This window comes from Hydrotalea sp. AMD (assembly GCF_004100315.1).
In the GTDB taxonomy this organism is placed as follows: Bacteria; Bacteroidota; Bacteroidia; order Chitinophagales; family Chitinophagaceae; genus Hydrotalea; species Hydrotalea flava.
The window spans coordinates 1-18,538 of record NZ_SCKY01000015.1 but is presented as its reverse complement, the minus strand read 5'-3'; the positions used below and the strand labels follow the sequence as shown (position 1 = coordinate 18,538).

At 32.8% G+C, this 18,538-nt stretch carries 28 protein-coding genes, 14 tRNA genes and 1 pseudogene; 2 read left to right on the top strand and 41 right to left on the bottom strand.

From position 1 onward, the window contains the following. Positions 1-13: 13 nt before the first annotated feature. A complete protein-coding gene (locus tag EO766_RS11845; protein ID WP_287101083.1) occupies positions 14-325 on the bottom strand; it encodes a Rap1a/Tai family immunity protein in 312 nt (103 codons plus the stop codon). A gap of 129 nt (positions 326-454) precedes the next feature. Here EO766_RS11845 and EO766_RS11840 point away from each other — a divergent pair, with 129 nt between their 5' ends. Beyond that, complete coding sequence (locus EO766_RS11840; protein ID WP_287101082.1) at positions 455-1,135, top strand: GIY-YIG nuclease family protein; 681 nt, start codon at positions 455-457, stop codon at positions 1,133-1,135. On the opposite strand, the gene EO766_RS11835 is transcribed toward EO766_RS11840, so the two are convergent. The 28 genes and pseudogenes from EO766_RS11835 to EO766_RS11705 all read right to left on the bottom strand — a co-directional run bounded on the left by EO766_RS11835 (position 1,120) and on the right by EO766_RS11705 (position 14,391). Next, positions 1,120-1,605 (bottom strand): hypothetical protein, encoded by a 486-nt coding sequence (locus EO766_RS11835; protein ID WP_287101081.1) that lies wholly within the window; start codon positions 1,603-1,605, stop codon positions 1,120-1,122. The two genes, EO766_RS11840 and EO766_RS11835, sit on opposite strands and share 16 nt — an antisense overlap. Positions 1,606-1,662: 57 nt before the next feature. Further along, positions 1,663-2,037, bottom strand: coding sequence for a DUF3307 domain-containing protein (locus EO766_RS11830; RefSeq protein ID WP_287101079.1), 375 nt, complete (start codon positions 2,035-2,037; stop codon positions 1,663-1,665). After that, a complete protein-coding gene (locus EO766_RS11825) occupies positions 2,025-3,296 on the bottom strand; it encodes a class II aldolase/adducin family protein (RefSeq protein ID WP_287101078.1) in 1,272 nt (423 codons plus the stop codon). The genes EO766_RS11830 and EO766_RS11825 overlap by 13 nt, the downstream gene beginning before the upstream one ends. A gap of 2 nt (positions 3,297-3,298) precedes the next feature. Continuing rightward, positions 3,299-3,880 carry a hypothetical protein gene (locus EO766_RS11820; RefSeq protein ID WP_287101077.1) on the bottom strand — a complete coding sequence of 194 codons (582 nt, stop codon included), beginning with the start codon at positions 3,878-3,880 and terminating at the stop codon, positions 3,299-3,301. A 25-nt stretch (positions 3,881-3,905) separates the two neighbouring features. Continuing rightward, on the bottom strand, positions 3,906-4,412 hold the full coding sequence (locus EO766_RS11815; RefSeq protein ID WP_287101076.1) for a hypothetical protein: 507 nt from the start codon (positions 4,410-4,412) through the stop codon (positions 3,906-3,908). Positions 4,413-5,021: 609 nt separating this feature from the next. Continuing rightward, a complete protein-coding gene (locus tag EO766_RS11810) occupies positions 5,022-5,786 on the bottom strand; it encodes a DUF7873 family protein (RefSeq protein ID WP_287101075.1) in 765 nt (254 codons plus the stop codon). 186 nt (positions 5,787-5,972) lie between these two features. After that, positions 5,973-6,051, bottom strand: a tRNA-Ile gene (locus EO766_RS11805). Positions 6,052-6,301: 250 nt separating this feature from the next. Next, entirely contained in the window at positions 6,302-6,670 is a 369-nt protein-coding gene (locus EO766_RS11800; protein WP_287101073.1) for a hypothetical protein, read from the bottom strand. A gap of 33 nt (positions 6,671-6,703) precedes the next feature. Beyond that, complete coding sequence (locus EO766_RS11795; RefSeq protein WP_287101072.1) at positions 6,704-7,558, bottom strand: hypothetical protein; 855 nt, start codon at positions 7,556-7,558, stop codon at positions 6,704-6,706. A 103-nt stretch (positions 7,559-7,661) separates the two neighbouring features. After that, positions 7,662-7,732, bottom strand: a tRNA-Gly gene (locus tag EO766_RS11790). Positions 7,733-7,771: 39 nt separating this feature from the next. After that, complete coding sequence (locus EO766_RS11785) at positions 7,772-7,930, bottom strand: hypothetical protein (protein WP_287101070.1); 159 nt, start codon at positions 7,928-7,930, stop codon at positions 7,772-7,774. After that, positions 7,931-8,236, bottom strand: a complete 306-nt coding sequence (locus EO766_RS11780; RefSeq protein WP_287101069.1) for a hypothetical protein — start codon at positions 8,234-8,236, stop codon at positions 7,931-7,933. It abuts the gene before it with no gap. Positions 8,237-8,415: 179 nt separating this feature from the next. Further along, positions 8,416-8,493, bottom strand: a tRNA-Leu gene (locus EO766_RS11775). A gap of 33 nt (positions 8,494-8,526) precedes the next feature. Next, a pseudogene (locus tag EO766_RS18450) lies at positions 8,527-8,802 on the bottom strand (HNH endonuclease); the annotation flags it as partial. A 527-nt stretch (positions 8,803-9,329) separates the two neighbouring features. Continuing rightward, positions 9,330-9,403: transfer RNA gene (locus EO766_RS11770), tRNA-Leu, on the bottom strand. 6 nt (positions 9,404-9,409) lie between these two features. Next, positions 9,410-9,477, bottom strand: a tRNA-OTHER gene (locus EO766_RS11765). A gap of 159 nt (positions 9,478-9,636) precedes the next feature. Then, positions 9,637-10,002 carry a DUF2493 domain-containing protein gene (locus EO766_RS11760; protein WP_287101068.1) on the bottom strand — a complete coding sequence of 122 codons (366 nt, stop codon included), beginning with the start codon at positions 10,000-10,002 and terminating at the stop codon, positions 9,637-9,639. Between the two features lie 283 nt (positions 10,003-10,285). Further along, positions 10,286-10,510 (bottom strand): hypothetical protein, encoded by a 225-nt coding sequence (locus tag EO766_RS11755; protein ID WP_287101066.1) that lies wholly within the window; start codon positions 10,508-10,510, stop codon positions 10,286-10,288. After that, the gene (locus EO766_RS11750) at positions 10,507-10,707 is read right to left on the bottom strand and encodes a hypothetical protein (protein ID WP_287101065.1); all 201 of its coding nucleotides are present in this window, start codon (positions 10,705-10,707) and stop codon (positions 10,507-10,509) included. Before EO766_RS11750 ends, EO766_RS11755 begins: the two co-directional genes overlap by 4 nt. Position 10,708: 1 nt before the next feature. After that, positions 10,709-11,134, bottom strand: a complete 426-nt coding sequence (locus EO766_RS11745; protein ID WP_287101063.1) for a GatB/YqeY domain-containing protein — start codon at positions 11,132-11,134, stop codon at positions 10,709-10,711. Positions 11,135-11,138: 4 nt separating this feature from the next. Beyond that, on the bottom strand, positions 11,139-11,507 hold the full coding sequence (locus EO766_RS11740) for a hypothetical protein (RefSeq protein WP_287101061.1): 369 nt from the start codon (positions 11,505-11,507) through the stop codon (positions 11,139-11,141). A 108-nt stretch (positions 11,508-11,615) separates the two neighbouring features. Continuing rightward, positions 11,616-11,765, bottom strand: a complete 150-nt coding sequence (locus EO766_RS11735) for a hypothetical protein (RefSeq protein ID WP_287101060.1) — start codon at positions 11,763-11,765, stop codon at positions 11,616-11,618. A gap of 14 nt (positions 11,766-11,779) precedes the next feature. Beyond that, positions 11,780-11,855, bottom strand: a tRNA-Phe gene (locus EO766_RS11730). A gap of 59 nt (positions 11,856-11,914) precedes the next feature. Then, entirely contained in the window at positions 11,915-12,139 is a 225-nt protein-coding gene (locus EO766_RS11725; protein ID WP_287101059.1) for a hypothetical protein, read from the bottom strand. A 633-nt stretch (positions 12,140-12,772) separates the two neighbouring features. Continuing rightward, positions 12,773-12,840, bottom strand: a tRNA-Gly gene (locus tag EO766_RS11720). Positions 12,841-12,900: 60 nt separating this feature from the next. Beyond that, entirely contained in the window at positions 12,901-13,635 is a 735-nt protein-coding gene (locus EO766_RS11715; protein ID WP_287101058.1) for a hypothetical protein, read from the bottom strand. A 251-nt stretch (positions 13,636-13,886) separates the two neighbouring features. Further along, the gene (locus EO766_RS11710) at positions 13,887-14,177 is read right to left on the bottom strand and encodes a co-chaperone GroES (protein ID WP_287101057.1); all 291 of its coding nucleotides are present in this window, start codon (positions 14,175-14,177) and stop codon (positions 13,887-13,889) included. 13 nt (positions 14,178-14,190) lie between these two features. Beyond that, positions 14,191-14,391 carry an FmdB family zinc ribbon protein gene (locus EO766_RS11705; RefSeq protein ID WP_287101250.1) on the bottom strand — a complete coding sequence of 67 codons (201 nt, stop codon included), beginning with the start codon at positions 14,389-14,391 and terminating at the stop codon, positions 14,191-14,193. Between the two features lie 165 nt (positions 14,392-14,556). Between EO766_RS11705 and EO766_RS11700 the strand changes: the two genes are divergently transcribed. Further along, positions 14,557-15,210, top strand: coding sequence for a GIY-YIG nuclease family protein (locus tag EO766_RS11700; protein ID WP_287101056.1), 654 nt, complete (start codon positions 14,557-14,559; stop codon positions 15,208-15,210). Positions 15,211-15,238: 28 nt separating this feature from the next. Here EO766_RS11700 and EO766_RS11695 read toward each other — a convergent pair. From EO766_RS11695 to EO766_RS11640, 12 genes are all read right to left on the bottom strand, one after another. After that, positions 15,239-15,324, bottom strand: a tRNA-Ser gene (locus EO766_RS11695). Positions 15,325-15,691: 367 nt separating this feature from the next. Continuing rightward, positions 15,692-15,925: a hypothetical protein gene (locus tag EO766_RS11690; RefSeq protein WP_287101054.1), complete on the bottom strand. Its 234-nt coding sequence runs from the start codon at positions 15,923-15,925 to the stop codon at positions 15,692-15,694. Then, entirely contained in the window at positions 15,912-16,325 is a 414-nt protein-coding gene (locus EO766_RS11685) for a hypothetical protein (RefSeq protein ID WP_287101053.1), read from the bottom strand. The genes EO766_RS11690 and EO766_RS11685 overlap by 14 nt, the downstream gene beginning before the upstream one ends. Continuing rightward, a complete protein-coding gene (locus EO766_RS11680) occupies positions 16,322-16,588 on the bottom strand; it encodes a hypothetical protein (protein ID WP_287101052.1) in 267 nt (88 codons plus the stop codon). Before EO766_RS11680 ends, EO766_RS11685 begins: the two co-directional genes overlap by 4 nt. Positions 16,589-16,606: 18 nt before the next feature. Continuing rightward, positions 16,607-16,692, bottom strand: a tRNA-Tyr gene (locus EO766_RS11675). Beyond that, positions 16,666-17,130 carry a group I intron-associated PD-(D/E)XK endonuclease gene (locus EO766_RS11670; RefSeq protein WP_287101051.1) on the bottom strand — a complete coding sequence of 155 codons (465 nt, stop codon included), beginning with the start codon at positions 17,128-17,130 and terminating at the stop codon, positions 16,666-16,668. Before EO766_RS11670 ends, EO766_RS11675 begins: the two co-directional genes overlap by 27 nt. 3 nt (positions 17,131-17,133) lie before the next feature. Then, positions 17,134-17,216 (bottom strand) — tRNA-Tyr (locus EO766_RS11665). A 136-nt stretch (positions 17,217-17,352) separates the two neighbouring features. Beyond that, positions 17,353-17,441: transfer RNA gene (locus EO766_RS11660), tRNA-Ser, on the bottom strand. 11 nt (positions 17,442-17,452) lie between these two features. Then, complete coding sequence (locus EO766_RS11655) at positions 17,453-17,776, bottom strand: hypothetical protein (protein ID WP_287101050.1); 324 nt, start codon at positions 17,774-17,776, stop codon at positions 17,453-17,455. A gap of 20 nt (positions 17,777-17,796) precedes the next feature. After that, positions 17,797-17,871: transfer RNA gene (locus EO766_RS11650), tRNA-Pro, on the bottom strand. Between the two features lie 395 nt (positions 17,872-18,266). Then, positions 18,267-18,339: transfer RNA gene (locus EO766_RS11645), tRNA-Pro, on the bottom strand. Positions 18,340-18,394: 55 nt separating this feature from the next. Next, positions 18,395-18,467, bottom strand: a tRNA-Gln gene (locus EO766_RS11640). Positions 18,468-18,538: the final 71 nt, after the last annotated feature.

The following is an 18,538-nucleotide window of genomic DNA, read 5'->3' as shown; positions in this document are numbered from 1 at the left end:
ACGTTTAGGTTGTTTATTTATCATTAGAACATGGAAACGCTTGAGACAATGCCATCAATATTATTCCAGCCGCCGGTTGGTGCAAATCCTGTGGATGATCAGTAAGGTATTTGTTTACTATATTCCAACTTTGACTATGTGTTGCATTATCAGGAATACAGAATGCCGGTGACTTAGATACGTTATTAAATATTAAGAATGCATCTATTGTTCCTACTATATAGTAATGTTGGTTATTAATGTTTAGTTGTGTTAATTCATTACCTGAAATTGCTGATGTGTTAAATGATGCTAGAAATAACATCAACAAAAATATATATTTCATTATTTTTCTCCAAAATTATATTATACAATAATATAATTAAAAATCAACAAGGATAAATAGTAGAGTGAGATAGTAAGAAACGGTAATTTCTTACTATCTCAAAACAAACAATCTATTGAGGAGACTGTTATGTCCGAAGCTATTTATATAATTTACAAATTCACTAGTCCATCCGGAAAATCTTATATTGGACAAACGAAACACTTATCAAGACGAATTTCAGGTCATAAAGATCCAAAATCTGAATGTACTGCTTTACGCAATGCCATCCAAAAATATGGTTTTGAGAGTCTAACCTTAGAAATATTAGCAAACAATCTTACACTTGATGAGGCGAATACTCTAGAACAACAACTGATCCTTGAACATAATACATTAGCTCCTAATGGATACAATTTGCACATAGGTGGTATTAATTTTATTCGTTCAGAAGAACTCAAACAAAAACTTTCTGAACATCATCCTAGAAAAGGTAAACATTTATCAGAAGAACATAAACAGAATATTTCAAAATCTCGTTCTGGAAATAATAGAAATGGTATATCCCAATCACCCGAACATATAGAAAAACGTATGTCTGCTATCAGAGGTAGGAAACACTCTGATGAAACTAAATGTAAAATATCAGAACATAATGGAAGTAGAGGGAAAGACCCATGGAATAAGGGGTTAAAACTGCCTCCACAATCTGAAGAAACTAAATCAAAAAGAGCAAAATCAATGAAAGGATACAATATGGCATACAATCTAGGTAAAAAATGGAGAATTAATCCTGAAACCGGTAAACGAGAATATTATTTACCAGATTGATGTCTTCTATCTTTTCTGTTCTCATAACGACTGACATATTCATATGACCTACCAACCGTTAGATGGTATTTATACCCTGTTTTTAGGCCTAATTCTTGACGTATCATATCAATAGTTGGGCACTTAACATCAATTACATAATAATCACCAGGAACTATACCATCTTGCTCACGACCACTTCGATGTTTTTGAATATTACCATGTTCATATTCAAATTCAATAGGTTGTTTATGATATTTTTTCCATAAGGATTTTACAGCATCAGACAGGAATTCTCCTCTGACAACAGATATATGTGCATCCCAAGATGGTGGTTGTAAATGTATATGATATTGATATTCTAACCACCATCTATAATATCTGGTTATTTCCGTATCAACAGAAATAATACACCATCCAGTATTTCTCTTTTTCATTCCTGGACGATTAGGATCATATATTATTCGTCCAGTACTTTTAATATAAGTCATAATATTCTCTTAATAATAAGAAGGAAAATAGAATTATATTATACACTAATATTTAAATTAAATCAATATGTAAATAATTAGTATGTATGTTAAATAATGGGCATATTGGTCGAAGCCAGTTAACCACCAGAATTGTTCATGTGTTGTAGGTCCCCATCCATAAAATTTGTTGATGTTCATTTTACCATAATCAACAAAATAATGAATAATACCATCCAATAATGATAACCCCAATATAAGTACAGTAGATAATGGTAATTGAAATAATACAATTATAGTTCCAACCGAATGAATACCAGCATGTAATATACCACCAGGATGACCAAATATATGTTTATTACTATACTGATATTTCCATTGTAACAAAAAGTCACACAAAAAATGTTTAGATACGAACAAACTTATTAGTAATAATACTGTTATTGAATCCATACTGGACCTCCTGTTTTTTCTGATAGATCAAAAAATGTTTCAATAAATCTGATAATACGTTTAGGATCAGCAGTTCTATTAAATACAACATTAGGACCATGTTCATCTAAATATACTGCTTTGATACCTTTCCAAATTTCTGATAATCCATTTGATGTATTTTGTCCACATTCATGTGATCCACATTCATATGGATACTGAGACATCCTTTTAATTGGCATCGCAATGTTATTTTTAGGCGGACAATGAAAATGTACAATACAATCAACATCTTCATGTTCAGCAAATATAATTCGCTGACTTTGTCCCCCCACACTTGGTTTTGCACCATATGCAATTACCTCATCAGGTCCAGATGAAACAACTTTTACTAACCCAATTTCATTTAACTTGTTGAAATCTGTAGATCTTTTACTTGTTAAAAACGTTTGATCATCAACTTTAACTGCAAAATGTCCTGCAGTTGCGCCTCGAAAAGGTTTATATGCACCTTTTTCGATACAATAGTTAACCACTTCGCGTAATGATTCTGGAACTTCTGGATCATTCCAATCAACAGATGGACCTTCGATTACAGTTGAACGAGTGAAATGTAGATCTTGACGTTTCATTGTCATATCTACCAATGTGTTAATTGCAAGATCACGATTAGTAGTAACACAATAACGTGCCTCTTCAGGACAAATAATCATATTTGTTCTGGTAACCGTATCATTAGCTAATACCAAATTACAACTATTTTCTTTCAACAGATTCAAACCAGCTATATACTGCTCATCTTCTGTTGCATTTGTGGTTGTTTTGAATGCAACCAAAAAGATATCTTTTCGTTCACGTCTGATCTTTTTGATGATTTTAGCTGATGGTCTTAACAACATGGTTTGATAACCATCTGTTGTTTTTAGACGATCAGCATATTTACCACTTTCTTGGTTATTAATACTACCATCATAATCACACATAGCAGCATTAAAAAATATGACTTTAGTATCTGGATCAGCAATTAACTGATCAACTAAATGTTCCACATCTTCGTTGGTGACTAATTTGGATTCATAATCAGCTACCTTAGTCAAATGTAAATTCCAATCATATTCAATAGGATTGTTATAATCCCATTTATACTCATATTCATTAATCCAATTCTCTATCAGTCTATTAATCTGTCGAGCAGTGGTGCCCCAAGCAGGAGCTATTAGCGACAAATGATTGCGAACATGAGAGATTGTTCCACCGCCAATGATGTGTATTTTTTTCATAATTAAAACTTGTGAGTTACGGATGAATAACTAATTGTTAAAATTTTGGTTACCGCCATGCTTGGTCTCTGTTTAGCTGTAAACCAAATATTAATTTTTCTCAGTGCATGATAAATTGCACTAGCTATTGTGCCTAATGAATTAACTTCTTTGTTAAATTCTGGGGAAGTTGAATTTAACCCAAATTCGATTGTATTACTGCCACATCCATAATCAAATGGTTGATCTACTTGTATACCTATAATTTCTGCATCTTCAAAAGTATAGGATTCAACTACATTATCAAAACCATTTAGAATGGTTACCTTTAGTGTAAATTGTTGATTAAGTAAACATCTGACAGCAGTATTTGCTTTATTTGTAACATCATCTTCAATTACAACTTGAATTTCATCTTTCACACTAATGCCAAACTTATTTAAAAGTGGTGAAAGAACATCAAAAGTTGATACCATCATAGTTTGCATCGATAATGCGGATAAATCATCCGCACCATTATCAAATGTCACATTAAAACGATTTCTCATTTTTGGTTGTAATATTCCAGTATATTCCGATGTTATTTTTTTATCCTGTGTTGTCATATTATTATCCTTGATTTGTAATTCTTTAAATTGAATACTTCAATTCAAATTCGTTGGGTGTTAAATTGTCTAAATCATACACTATATCATCCCTATCATACAAATCAATTAATCCACTAATTATGTTTTTAGACCATTTACCGTTAGCCCATGCTTGTCTAGCAGTTTTTAATTGTTGTATGATTTTTTTCTTTTTTGCTTTTTTGGGTGGTCTTGATTGTTTGATTTGTTGAGCCACTCGAGTTGGCCAAGTTGATGTACCAGTTACGGTATTATGACATATTGTACGTAACATATTTCGATAGATGTAAGCTGATACTTCATCTTCGAATGTTTCGAGAATATCGAATGTTATTAAATTAGGGTCTTTATTATTTAAATGAAATAATCTATAATCACCACTCATTTCATCTGAACGAACAGATGCGTGGGATAGGAAGGTTTTACGAGCATCATCAACTGTATTACCTTCTGTATAAGCATAATAAGCTTGATGAGATTGTTCACCTTGTGCCTTATAAACTATATACATTTTTAAATCTCCAATTTGATATTTGAAGAAATTATACACAAATATTATTGTGAAATCAACGGTGGGATAAAGGGAAACCGACGGTTTAACCTAACCGTCGGTTTCAGTTGTATTATTTGCAATAATATTAAAACATGGGTGTTTTCGATTTTACAGGTATAGGGACGATGACAAACTGACATTCTACCATTGAATTACCTTCCAATAATTAACACTTTTTACCCTATGTTGGAAGGATGGGGCTCGAACCCACAACGTTCAGTAATAAAACCCTGTTATATACTTACACAATGTTTTTAGATAATGTTGTTGAGACAATACTATAAAACAACTAATTACAATTCCGTATACCAATTCCGGCACCTGCCCATAAAAATAATAACAGTTTATTCTTCACGCCTCTACTTAAACATTAGCAACTAGTTACTAATGTTTGTTCGCGTACTACGGAACGTATTGTCCTTTCTAAACTGTTTTAGTGGGCAGAGATGGATTCGAACCACCAAATAATGTAAATAGTTAACTAATTACAAAAACAATATTAACGATAAACTTATCTCAATTTATTTGAGATTGGAATATTAAATTTAATATTCCAATCATATTACTTTATTTATTGTACAAATAATCGAACAATGCTTGTCCAATATGTACATCATGTACTTCTACTTCATTTGCACGTTGACGTGCTTGTTTAACAGCTTTTGATAATGCATCAAAACGTTTCAACAATGCAGATTTGTCTGCAACAGAAATCATACTTGTCCAACGTGTCAAAGTTGTGAATCCAATATCATCAACAGTTTCCCATTTCTCAACTTGAGCAGGATGTTTGTCAGTTGCAGGTGTTAACACTTTGAAATCAAAGCCTTTTTTGGTTTTTGATCTAACTTGTTTGTTAGAATCAACATACACACCATCACCCAAAGATGGATCCAATTTCCAATCAGTACCTGGTTGAAGAGTTGGGATTTGATCATAAATAGGACGTAATTGTTTCAATTTATTTTCCAGACTCAATAGGGTTGTAGCAGGAACATTTGAAGCAATTGTTACACCGTTGATAATGATATCGGCAACGGCTCTTTGATTTGCATCATCTTTTTGAGCGATGACATCAAGATATTGTGTCACAACATCAGCAAGATAATCCAACTCTGTTTTTACAGTAGTGGTTAATGTTTGGTTTTCAGTTTCAGCCAATTCTTTGGCTGCTTTTTCAGGTGTATCTTCACCGTGAAGAGTCAAGGTTTTGTTGAATGCGTTGAAATGTGCTACTTTGTTCTTGAACAAATTGGTCATTTCAACCAATGCGTCTTTAAAATAACCTTCAGTACTTGATTCAACAGCTAAAATTTCGTGTAATTTTGACATACGATTTCTCCTTAATATGATTATAAGTATAAAAACACATTACTTGTGTTTTGCGATGTGTAGAGGAATCGAACCTCTGTCTCTTCCTGGACATGGAAGTAACATTGACTTATGCAGCACATTAGTGAGTTATTGTCAGTAAATGTATAATTTAAGTATTCTACCACTAAACTAACACATCGAAATTGGTGGGCCGAGTGAGATTCGAACTCACTGTCTTCCGGTTATGAGCCGGTTGCTTATACCGGACTTAAGCTTCCGGCCCAAATGGATTTATCTCTTAGGGAGAAATAAGATTATGAATAAACTTATTAGTACAGGAAGCCCTAATCCAATTGATAGGAATGAATTTAAGGTTTCAAAGTAATGTGTATTGGTTACTTTAAATGCTTCAAAGTATAAAGGATTCATTTTTTATATTTGTTTTCAATTTATTTGAAATATTATACTTAATAATTTATTAAAGTCAACGATGGATTTATAGACAAAAAATAGGGGCTAGGCCCCTACTATTTTTATTTCATTTGTTGTTGTGCCTTTCGTAGATCATATTTAGCTACTTCTACATTTGCTTTCCAGGATTTTTTCTCTCGATCTGTTTTTGCTGATCGTAATTTTTCTTGTGCTTTCTTGAGATTAGCTTCTGCTTTATCTAAATTTTGTTGTTTTAATGCTGGTATTTTAGACGGCTGTTCTGTAGCTGTAGGTTGTTTTTTAAATTGTTGTATTTTTTTATTTAAGTCTGCTACAATACGATTAAAATCATCATGTTCTGATTTAGATGGATGATCTATTTTTGAGAACATATCACGTTCATGAGATAACTGATTTCGTAAGTCTTCTAATGTATCAGAACTTTCATTTAGTATTTCAAACACTTTCATTGGGATATCCTTTGTTAATATAACATTATTTATCTATTTCTGTTGTAAATGTTCTAGATAATTAGATAGTTTTTCATAAATTCGTTTATTAAATCTTCTCCATGCTCTCTTTTTTGCTTCAGCTAATTTTGGATCATCTGAGGGGGATGTTAATAAATTTTTAATCTCTTGATAATGTTTAGATGGAAAGGTTGGTCGATTAAATACAGTTTGTATTCCCATTCCAATTAAAGGTAATATGTTTTGTATATATTTTATTGGATCAGGCATCTTTTTAGATTTTGATAATATTTCTGATGCGAGACTTTGAGCATGAGCATCTATTTCAAATTTAGCCATATAATATCTTGTGTCTTTATCAGCACCAGTACTATAATAATTTTTGTTGTAAACTGAATTTCTTCTTGAACTTAATGATTGAATCAAATGAGTTATTTCATGGGTTATAGTAGATACTAATTCTCCAATCGAATTTTCGTTTTTATGTAATACAATATTAGATATTTGATAAGGTGATAATGTTATATTAAGAGTGTTCTTATATACATATGCTGTTCGCATTTTAGGTACATCACGATATTTTGTCCAACTACTACGAACTGATCCGGCTTCTGAATAGGCATGTAAAATATCTACTTCGACATTAACCTTATGTCCCATATATTCAGGATCAGGAATTGGTTGTCTATATTGTTTAACAATATTGGTTATAGTTGGAGCTAATCTTCGTCTTAATAATTCAGTTATTTGTTTTTTATTGTGGTCTATTGATGATAGATTGTTATCAACATAAGGTATAGCAGCCTCGATCCAACTTAATATTGCTGTTTGAATCTTATCATGTATTTGAGGTGATACAATAATCTTTTCAATTAATATTTCTGACAAAAGCATTTAAAATCCACTAATAATATTACTTATTTATATGGAATTTTATTTACTTTAGATTTTTGTGATTGATTATTTATCTTTTAGAAAGGGAAAACCTTTGAGCGATTAATGGGAATTGAACCCATATCATCTGGTTGGCAACCAGATATAATACCATTATACTATAATCGCATCTATTATATTTATAACAAAATCATACTAGTAAACCAATTACTTTCGTTCTGACATTGGTTTAATAATATAAACAACTGGTCTTTTTTCTTCTTCTACTACTACAACAGGTTTTTTATTTTCTGTTGTTGGTTGTTTAGGTATCATTGTGATTAAACATAAACATGCTACTACTATTATTGCCCAGATCAAATCCATTTATACACCTTTTATAAATCTAATTGTTATTTCATTATCAGTTTCAGATACTGAGGTAATATGAATGTTTGGTGAACATTCTATTAATCTACTACTAATATCTTTATCAATAGTAATAAAATAACAAGGTTGTTTCTTCTTTTTCTCAACCTTTTTCATTTTTGATCTTATGTGTTTAGCTTCTTTGAGTAAACCTTTTATTAATTCCAGGTTACCCTTCTTTTTACGAAGCTCTTTTATTTGTTTAATTAATTTCTGAATTCTTCCTTCGAAGATGTTATTGAATGCAGTTACTTTATTATTCATACTTTATCCAAAAAGGAGCTACCGCGCAAAAAATATCCACGGGGTGGAGTTGTAATCTTCCACCTCTTAACCCATCTACGAATTCCATTATCTGACATATTATATTTCTTACCTATTGAAGTAATTGGAAGCTGCCATACTAATTTTTCTAAAATTTCTTTTGTAAAGGAAGCTTTTTTTGGTACCTCCTGCTGGATTCGAACCAGTACATTAACATGGTCTAAACATGTTTCCTCTGCCAGTTGGGATAAGGAGGCCTTTTTATTTTCTATATAATGTTTGGTTTTAATTGAGTGACAATTAGGACAAAGAAATTGTAAATTATCCAATGTATTATCCCAGTACTTTTCGTTTATGTGATCAATTTCGAGTACTAAAGGTTCTCCATTCCAAGTTTGAATATTACAATAGGCACATTCATGTTTAGTTCCGGAATCTAACAATGCTCTGCGTAATATATAGGATGATATCCGACGATCTACAGATGTCCCAACAGTTAATCTGTTTTTTACTTGTTCAATATTCCTTGGATATGATTTTCCTTTTCGATGAGATTGCCCCAGCATATGATCTGTTGAAATATTAAATCGCTTACATATTAATGCTATATTAGTAATTGATCCCCCAACAGGTTTTCGTCCCAGTTTTCTAAGGGCCTCGGCGTATGATATACTACCTTTAATAACATTTTCTAATTCTTCTTTCGTTAGACGTTTGTATTGTCGCATCATTTTATATTCGAACTTGTATATATTTATATAAGTTCGAATAAGCTCTACCAATTACTAAATTAATGAGCCAACGACTCTTCCAATTGGCCCACGAGAGCAATATCCATATTAATTGTTACATTCTTTTTGCAATTAATTTACCATGTTTTTTAATTAAGTCTGATCGTTGTGCAATTGCAACAGCAGCATTTTGTGTTAATCCTGTGAGTTATAAACTCCCCAACTGGTAGGATTAGAGTTAGTAGATGCTAAGGCAGCATTGGCAGCATATTCACTACGCAAATTTTCAAACAATTCTTTAAGTAACATATATTATCCTTTATCAATGATAAAGGTATTTATAGTATTACTTAGAATATCTGTACCCTTAGAGAGATTCGAACTCTCACTATCTAGGATCTTAACCTAGTGCCTCTGCCAATTGGACTATAAGGGCATTATGCAGGCCAAGTGGGAATCGAACCCACCAAAACCGGTTTTGGAGACCAGTTACCACCCAGTGGCTGACCTATATTCTTTTCCATGCTTTACGAGATGTCCAATTATGAAATTTTATACTTATCTTACTATACAAGGTAAGTGCCATAATTGGATGAGCAATTAAATCATGAACTATTGCCCAACCTAAATGTTCATCAAATATTACACAAGCTTTGTTTGGATCCATTTTCAGTTGAATACTAATTTTCCAGTTGTGTAAATGTATATCATTATTTTGAGATTGGATTTTCTAGCCCTGGAAATCATATCTTTTGTTCCAGTACTAATTCCATCCCAAAGAACAATTAATGCTTCTGCATTTTCAGCCATTTGTTGATTTCGAATAGGACCAGCACCTTTACCATGTAAATTCCAATTAGCTGGAAATTCATCAACAGGGATATCATTATCCTTAGCATATTTTTCACCAAGGGAATCAGCACCTCTAGCTTTACCAGAAACTATTGTTGTTATTTCCCAAGGACATGATTCGATTACAGCACATAGTAATTCGTAATCATTGAAATTTCTACTTCCTGCTATTATTGTTCTCATATGTCGTGATAGCCAGAATCGAACTGACTTCCTTAATCTTATGAAAATTATGCATTACCATAATGCTATATCACGAAAAACGCATTTAGTTATCATCCTAAACACTTATAGCTTACCTATCAGCACGAAGTTTCATCTTTAAGGCGTTGATACTCCTAAACGTTGGCACCGGTTATCTTCCATCGTAACCTGAAGACTTGTTATACCGATTGGAAACAAGTAGCCATATCCACGTTTCCCATGTGGCAGGACATGATTCACATGTTTTGATTCATTAAAACAATTAGGTGATGATATCGTTTCCTTTTAACCAATCTGAAGTGTCTTGGACTAATTCATTGTCGTTTAACCAAGATAATGCATCTCCTACTATTGATGTATCCATTTGAGAAGCTATAATGGAATTAGCAATTACTTCACCAATAGCATCCAATTCCTGATTAGGATAATCATATTGTTCCGATAACTTAATTAACTTATCTTTAACATAGTTTGAATAACTGGTCATATTGTTTTATCTTCACTTTTTTCATCAATTGTGTCAGATATTTTCTGACCACAATATGGACAATAATTATATTCATTACCATTAATATCACTTCTGGGATGTGGATATCCACATCCCGTAGTGTATTGTATACTAGCTGGACTCCATTTGCTACCTGTAAAAACCAAATCTGATGTCCATTTGCATGCAGTATTCATATTAAGCTAATAATTCTTTAACTAATTGAGACGCTTTTGTACCATCATAAAAGCCATTATACTTAGCTTTTAATAAACCCATAACTTTACCCATGTTTTTAGGGTCTTTACCAACATCTAAAATAATTTCGTTAATGTGATTATTAAGTTGTTCAGGAGTAAATTGTTGAGGTAAATATTTTTCGTAGACATTTACCTCATTAATAGATTCTTCTGTCAAACCTTTAATCTTTTGGATTTCTTCCACACCAACTTTAAATTTCCTAACAACTGAAAGTACTTCTTCATCGGTTGATTCAGCATTACGTTTAGTTTTACCAACCATTGCAGCTTCTGAATACAATGTTGTAAGAATAGTTAACAACCCTTGGTTTTTATTTTTTCGTGCAGCATCTAAATCAGCACGGATTTGTTGTAATAAAGACATCTTTTTACCTTTTTATTTTTTCAAGACCTAATTGTAGGGCATCTATATAACTTTGAACTTGTTCTTCACCATGAAACATAAATTCGTTTTCACCTTCAATCTGATCTGTAAAAATCAGAATAAAAACTTGTTTCCATTTCAATTTTTGTGAATTTAACCATACCCCTAATTTCTCATACCAATTATCACACCATTTATATGAATATTTTGACCATATTGTGGAATGAATAGATAATGTTATTACATCATCTTGGTCTCGATCTAATACTAGAGTTTGTGTATGTTTATCATCTGTACAAGAACAATGAGCTTTGTAAAATATAGTTTTACCAAAATCATTCGTTATACAAATATTTCTACTTGGATTGTTCATTATGATATCCTTTTGCGTTGGAACATCGGACTAGATTCGAACCAGTCATTAGAGACGCATATCAGAATCGAACTGATATTTGAGATTTTGCAGATCTCTACATTACCATTATGTTAATACGTCTTGATATATTTTATCTTGTTCTTTTGTATCTTCAAATTCTTTTATATTGGATATTGCCGTTTCGGTACACTCATCCAATATACCTTCTTCTTCAAGAAAATCATCAAATGAACTACCAATATTTTTATTATCCATAAAATCCTCTATTGTGGAACCGTCCGGAATCGAACCGGAATCTCAAGCTCTTCAGGCTTGCGCATGTAGGACCACCTCTGCCACAGTTCCATTTTATGACAGCGAGCACTCCGTTACCGGACTCTTACGGGCTGTCACCCTCCACAATTTTAATCTATTTGACATTCTTGTTTTCCCTTTTCAATATTAGCAAGATGTTTACGAATATATCTCATAAACAATAATGCTTTATCTTTGGCAAGGAAAATTCCATCACCTGTATCATCAATTGGAACTGGAAACTCCAATCCTGAATCAGTTTTATACCACAATTCACCTTTGCCATAACAAACAAAGTTAACATATCCACCAATATGTTGTTTTATATCATTCATAATTTTTCCTTGGTTGTATTGATGACGGGATTCGAACCGGCACTGTAACCTTGAAAGAGTTATGACCTAACCATTAGTCGACGGGAATATAAGAGTTATTAAATTATTATGTACTTTATAATGACAATTTTTGCAAAGTACAACACATTTATCAACTTCGTTCAATAATTTATTTAAATTCATATGAATATTATCTGATATAGTAAAATCTTTTACGTTTGGATCCAAATGATGAAAATCTAAACAACAAGCAGTATCCTCATTACATACATAGCATTTTTTTATTTGTCTTTATATCTGATAAAGTCTGACGATGATAATCTCTTCGTTTCTTTGTGTGTGCTAAATGTCCAACACGATACTTAGCATAATATCGTGGGTTTCGTAATTTAGAACAATCTTTGCACTCTGATCGAAATCCATCTATTCTTACTTTATCCCTTCTATATTCAGATAGAAGTTTGGTCTGACCACAATCAACACATTTTTTACTTTTCATATACTCCACATTGAAAGTGTGGTGACTTTACCTATTTGTCTACCCGAACAAAATTAGCTGAGATATAATCGAACAGAGTGCTTGTGATTTCACCAAAAGAAAGAAGTAACTCTAATTCTACGCAACAGCATTTGAGCAGTATTAAGGATTCGAACCTTATTTCTCTTTGGACAAGAGCGTGTTACCATTACACTAACACTGCTTTTTTCTAAATTATGTAAAATATTATACATTAATTTTTAATTTTGTCAACTGGAAATTTTTATTTTAACATATCTTTTGTTGATATATTAAAACCTAAAACTCCAGCAAACTCATTACCTGAATCTCGTTCAGGAACGATTACACCAATATACAATTGTGCTTGTCTAGTTGCATACCATTGCAAATTAATTTCAGCACCGGACACATTTGTATGTCCACTCATATAATCACCTTGTAAATGAAGTGTACCAGGAATAAGTTTCATTTCAAATCCTGACATAAATCCAACTTCATTTGCAACAGTAGTCAATGATTTATTAGCAAAATACACACCACCAGATACTGTTAACCAATTGGTTAATTTGTATCGTCCATTAGAGAAATCCATATTATGCCATCTCTGCATGGAATCAGGAAACAATGTTGTTCCGTTTTGTGTACCAAATACCAATGATATGTCTTTAGTTATATCAAATGTTTTTGATATAGCTGCATATGTATCATATTCATAATTCTGAGCTCCACCACCATAAACAGGAATATTATATGAGGATATACTTATATCCCAATTATTTGCTCCTGAATAGGCTACTGTTGGATTCAGATATACTGTATCCGCATATGTATTAGATTCTAACCCCAAGATCCAAGAATCATCTTCTGTATCAGTTGGGGTTGTATCTAATCGTTTAACAGCATGATGTCCTCTATGTCCACCAGCAGCATGTGCTATATCTTCACACAAGACAACTGTGGAACATAATACCAATCCTGTTAAAACTAATTTTCTCATTTTTACCCTTTTTGTTAAAACTTAAAAATGAGTATTATACTTTAATAATTCTCAAAATCAACATTGGAATTAATAATCATTCCACTCAGATGTTTTACCTTCTTTATATGCTAACAGAATATTATTGATTTGTCTAGCTAGTTTTTTTTATTAGGCAATCCACGAAAAGAAACTTTAAAATTAACTAGATCTTTTTTATGGTTAATCCATTCTTCTAATTTTTGAATTTCTGTTAACATATTAATTAAAAATTAAGATAAAATACCAAGAATCTCTTCTTCTTTCATGATAATGAATTTCTCATTACTAACGGTAACTTCTGTTCCAGCATATTTACCAAATACAATTCTATCACCAGCTTTCAGATGCATTGGCATTAATTCGCCTTTATCTGTGTATTTACCACCACCGACAGCAACTACTGTTCCTTCGTATGGTTTTTCAACAGCTGATCCTGATAGAATAATACCACCAGCACTAACTTCTTTTTCATCATCTCTTTTGACCGCAATACGATCAAGAATTGGTATAATTTTCGACATTTTTATCCTTTAATTATCGTTTAACTTTTCTTGTACTAGCACTCATTCCTGGATTTGTCCATCCACCACCCATAAAACAGGTTCCTGTATTAGCAGAAACAAGTTTCTTTAGATTCTCTTTGCCACATTCGGGACAAACTGTTGGATATGGATCACTCATTTTTTGCATAACTTCAAAATTATGATCACATTCCTGACACTGAAATTCATAAATAGCTATGACACTTCTCCTTAATTTTTCAAATTTATTTTACTTATTATACTTTAACATTTATTAATTTCAACTGGAAATTGATTTTCATAAATATTATTATCAAATACCTCATAAGATTGGCGTCAAATGAGGTATTCTAAACAAACATTAACGTAGAGGTTAATTATGTCTGAATCTATTTATCTCATTTATAAGCATACAAGTCCATCGGGCAAATCGTATATTGGATTAACAAATAACTACCAACGTAGATGTAACGAACATAAATCTAGTACTGGTTGTATGGCGTTCAATAATGCCATACAAAAATACGGATGGGATAACTTCCATCACGAAATATTAATTGAGAATCTAACTTTAGATGAAGCTAATATGTTAGAATCTAAACTAATTCAATCTCACAATACCTTATATCCAAATGGATATAATCTTCGAGAGGGTGGTTCTCATCATTCTTTTTCTACTGAAACATCACAAAAAATGAGCAACACTAGAAAAGGAACAACTACTGCTATAATTATTGAAACAGGAAAAATAACCAGAGTATCAATAAATGATCCAAGGTGGGCATCTGGTGAGATTGTGGGTGCAACCAAAGGTAAAAAGATAGGTAAACGCACAAAAGACCAAATACAACGAAGACTTAACACGTTAAAAATGAATAATACTAAGCCATCTATTTCCACACGACAACATTGGTCGAATATTAGAAAGGGGAAAAGACCGGCGTTCTCAAGATCGGGAGAATCTTTAGGATTAATTGAAATTAAAGATCCTAGATGGGATCTTGAAATATTTCAAAAACACAAAATTCCATAATTTTTACATTCCTTGTATATTAGTTATGTGGAAATTGTAGGATTCGAACCTACGGATCCCGTTGGGATCTCCTACTTTCGAAATAGGTGCAATAAGCCTCTCTGCCAAATTTCCGATCATATGTTGAGTTAATGTCAATAAGAGAGATGCCACCAACGGCGTATTCCCCATTTCTGTTAGTTCGAGGGGAATATCGGATTTGAACCAATGAAGTAACTCTTACTTATGCAACAACATATTTAGTACGAAGGGGATGGATTCGAACCACCGACCTCAGTCATGTTATTTACTTTAGTCACCGTCGACAGTGTCTAAAGCAAGATACTCAAGCTTCTATATAGACTACCCTACTTAATTCTTTCCCACCGTCGTAGGATGTCCTTGTTCTTTGCGTCTATATTTCCCTTCTTTCTCAACTGTGCTCTACCAACTGAGCTACCCCCGCATTATTTTTAATATTTTACACTACTTTTCTAAAATGTCAACTGGAAATTTTAATCCAATTTAACTCATCTCTACCTTCAGTTTTAACAAAAATGTCAACAGGAATGTGTCCTAGCCACTCATCCGAAGACCAAACTTCTGTTTGATCTACAGGATTACCTACATCGCCACACCAAACACATAAGATATTGCCGACTGGTTCTAACTCATAAACATCAAGTATTTCACCTGTCTCTTTATGTTTCCAAAAACCTGGACTATTGATGACCATATTTAAAAAAGTACCTTCTTGCCCTTAACCAAACTAGTTTTCCTGATTTGTTAGGAACCCAGAAACCAAATTTTCTTCTTTTCTTTCCTGTTATGACTAATGTCCAACAACCGTTTGTTCGAACAATATGTCTAAATTCTGCTTTTCTATGGCGAATTGAACCTGGAGTTAATAAGTCATATGTTACGTCTTCTACACCATTATTATCAGTGTAGGATAAATCCCAATATGATCCGCTGAGAACTATACAAGTGAAATCCCAATCGTGATCATGATAATGTCTATCATCATCACCTCGAAACCAATGATGAATTCTTATTGAAAACCAAGGTGTTATTAAACACCACCTTTTCATATAAGGATCTTCAGGTCTTCCTAATGATTGATTCCAAATTATCATTTTTCAACTGTAATTGTTACAGTAACAAATTCAACATTTGGAAGATATTTCTTCCATCGATCAATATTATATTGATTCCATATATCAGCATCTCGTACATTATCTGTCCACAGACAAGATGATTCGTTTGATTGTGAAAGTTCATCAATCACTTCTTCAACAGAATGATTAGTTTCTTTGATCCAAATTTGGTTATCAAGAAACCAATCATGGATTGCATTTGAATATAATCCAGTTTGTTTATCTTTTGCAACAAAAATCATATTATATCTCTGTTTAATTGGTGGGCACTATAGGATTCGAACCTATTCAGCATTGAGCAACTGGGTTACAGCCAGCCCTAACTCTCCAACGTTAGCGCGTACCCTTTACAAATTTTATATTCTGTATATTTTGCATTAGGTCCAGTTGCTCCAACTATAATGGAGTGTTTCGCTTCTCCTAATGCTTCTGTTGGAATTGACCAACAGTCACCAGTCTCAAGTAGAACGAATAATATATCATAGTCTGATTTCTCACGACAACGAATTGTATTAATTGTGCTATTCCCACCTTTAGTGGAAAGGTTTACTTGATACCCTGTTTTTGTGTAACTTTTGTATGATTTAGCTTTACATCTAGATGTTTTGACTTGTACTCGTTTAAGCATAACACCATCATCAATAACTAAATCGTACTTATCTGAATCAGATAATGGGACTAATACAGTATATCCCATCTTAGTGTATTCATAGATTGCTCTTGCAACTCCAAGATTACCTTGTTTTTTATTAACACTAAGATTTAATTTATCAAATTCATTCATAAGTGGACATGGAAGGATTCGAACCTACTAAGCCAGAGGCGCTTGATTTACAGTCAAGTGGTGGTCACCGTCCCACCAGCATATCCAATATAACCGAGATTTAACAAAAAGAGGATTTATCCTGCAGGGCTCGAACCTGCAAATGCCAGTTTATTAGACTAGTGTGTTTACCAATTTCACGAAGGAACTCTTTTTAACGCAACGGTTAGTTTTTCTTTAATTTGGCGGAAGATTGAGGTCTCGATCCCCAAGCGCTGTTAACGCTCCCATCGCTTTCAAGGCGAGTCCAAGTCCCACTCGGTTAATCTTCCAATTTATTTTCTTAATGTTTTGTTCTTATATGAAAAATGAAAGTTCCTACTATTTCAAATCCCATATCTGTTTCAGATACTTGAACAAATAATATTTTTTTATTTATATCTGAATGTGCAACAAAATAATAACCACGAGTAGTATCATAACACCAATATATATCACAGGTATTATCTATTTCAAATTCACGTGGATCACCATTAGCACCTACAGAGGTATGTCTTAATGGAATATCAGCAGTAAATGATTGATCCTCGTTTTCTAACCATACTACTCCATTTTCAATTAGAGTAACTGTTAGTTTAATTTTGTTGGTTATTTCATCTAATGTCATAATTTATTTTTGTTAATATGTCGGAATGGAGGGATTCGAACCCACGACTTCACCGCCCCAAACGGTGCACTCTGGCCAAGCTGAGTTACATTCCGAATAATGTTGAGTTATAATCGATAACAGTACGTTTGTTTTATGATTGATATAAAGAAGTAACTGTTAATCTACGCAACAACATATTAAAAGTAAAATCACAAAATCGTCAACATACGTAATATACCGGGCTACTCCAAATAAAGAGTTCGACAGACATATATCAGAGGTACTGGGTCTCTCTGTGATTTTGTCATCTAAAAAGGAATTTAACCCCATATCTTTCCCACCAACTGGGAGTGATTTACATTTAAGCTATAGATGAAAATCAAATTATTGAGTTATAATTGATGAGAGATGTGCCACCAACGGCGTCTTTCCCATTTGTTTATATTTGTGGGAAAGATTGGAGTTGAACCAATGAAGTAACTCTTATCTATGCAACAATAATTTTTTGTCAGGATAGCAGGATTCGAACCTACGTCTTACCGCCCCAAACGGTATGCTAAACCAACCTCAGCTATACCCTGAATTTTGTCCAGAAGGGGAGGAAATAAATTTCCCACAAATCTTCTGGCACGTTTGCTAGCCTACCAAGATTTGAACTTGGAATACAACTTTCAAAGAGTTGTGTGTTAACTAGTTACACTATAGGCCAAAAATACATATTGAGTTATAATCGCAAACAGAACAGACACCGCCAACCAGGCTACGACGGAATCGAACCGG

Coding starts and splice junctions, on each gene's coding strand:
- EO766_RS11685 (WP_287101053.1), bottom strand. CDS start 16,325: ATGATAATTTGGAATCAATCATTAGGAAGACCTGAAGATCCTTATATG.
- EO766_RS11760 (WP_287101068.1), bottom strand. CDS start 10,002: ATGAGAACAATAATAGCAGGAAGTAGAAATTTCAATGATTACGAATTA.
- EO766_RS11825 (WP_287101078.1), bottom strand. CDS start 3,296: ATGAAAAAAATACACATCATTGGCGGTGGAACAATCTCTCATGTTCGC.
- EO766_RS11715 (WP_287101058.1), bottom strand. CDS start 13,635: ATGAGAAAATTAGTTTTAACAGGATTGGTATTATGTTCCACAGTTGTC.
- EO766_RS11800 (WP_287101073.1), bottom strand. CDS start 6,670: ATGAAAGTGTTTGAAATACTAAATGAAAGTTCTGATACATTAGAAGAC.
- EO766_RS11680 (WP_287101052.1), bottom strand. CDS start 16,588: ATGATTTTTGTTGCAAAAGATAAACAAACTGGATTATATTCAAATGCA.
- EO766_RS11655 (WP_287101050.1), bottom strand. CDS start 17,776: ATGACATTAGATGAAATAACCAACAAAATTAAACTAACAGTTACTCTA.
- EO766_RS11835 (WP_287101081.1), bottom strand. CDS start 1,605: ATGACTTATATTAAAAGTACTGGACGAATAATATATGATCCTAATCGT.
- EO766_RS11830 (WP_287101079.1), bottom strand. CDS start 2,037: ATGGATTCAATAACAGTATTATTACTAATAAGTTTGTTCGTATCTAAA.
- EO766_RS11810 (WP_287101075.1), bottom strand. CDS start 5,786: ATGTCAAAATTACACGAAATTTTAGCTGTTGAATCAAGTACTGAAGGT.
- EO766_RS11840 (WP_287101082.1), top strand. CDS start 455: ATGTCCGAAGCTATTTATATAATTTACAAATTCACTAGTCCATCCGGA.
- EO766_RS11670 (WP_287101051.1), bottom strand. CDS start 17,130: ATGAATGAATTTGATAAATTAAATCTTAGTGTTAATAAAAAACAAGGT.
- EO766_RS11700 (WP_287101056.1), top strand. CDS start 14,557: ATGTCTGAATCTATTTATCTCATTTATAAGCATACAAGTCCATCGGGC.
- EO766_RS11725 (WP_287101059.1), bottom strand. CDS start 12,139: ATGAATGATATAAAACAACATATTGGTGGATATGTTAACTTTGTTTGT.
- EO766_RS11750 (WP_287101065.1), bottom strand. CDS start 10,707: ATGAATACTGCATGCAAATGGACATCAGATTTGGTTTTTACAGGTAGC.
- EO766_RS11780 (WP_287101069.1), bottom strand. CDS start 8,236: ATGAATAATAAAGTAACTGCATTCAATAACATCTTCGAAGGAAGAATT.
- EO766_RS11745 (WP_287101063.1), bottom strand. CDS start 11,134: ATGTCTTTATTACAACAAATCCGTGCTGATTTAGATGCTGCACGAAAA.
- EO766_RS11735 (WP_287101060.1), bottom strand. CDS start 11,765: ATGGATAATAAAAATATTGGTAGTTCATTTGATGATTTTCTTGAAGAA.
- EO766_RS11755 (WP_287101066.1), bottom strand. CDS start 10,510: ATGACCAGTTATTCAAACTATGTTAAAGATAAGTTAATTAAGTTATCG.
- EO766_RS11690 (WP_287101054.1), bottom strand. CDS start 15,925: ATGGTCATCAATAGTCCAGGTTTTTGGAAACATAAAGAGACAGGTGAA.
- EO766_RS11845 (WP_287101083.1), bottom strand. CDS start 325: ATGAAATATATATTTTTGTTGATGTTATTTCTAGCATCATTTAACACA.
- EO766_RS11785 (WP_287101070.1), bottom strand. CDS start 7,930: ATGGATTTGATCTGGGCAATAATAGTAGTAGCATGTTTATGTTTAATC.
- EO766_RS11710 (WP_287101057.1), bottom strand. CDS start 14,177: ATGTCGAAAATTATACCAATTCTTGATCGTATTGCGGTCAAAAGAGAT.
- EO766_RS11815 (WP_287101076.1), bottom strand. CDS start 4,412: ATGTATATAGTTTATAAGGCACAAGGTGAACAATCTCATCAAGCTTAT.
- EO766_RS11820 (WP_287101077.1), bottom strand. CDS start 3,880: ATGACAACACAGGATAAAAAAATAACATCGGAATATACTGGAATATTA.
- EO766_RS11740 (WP_287101061.1), bottom strand. CDS start 11,507: ATGAACAATCCAAGTAGAAATATTTGTATAACGAATGATTTTGGTAAA.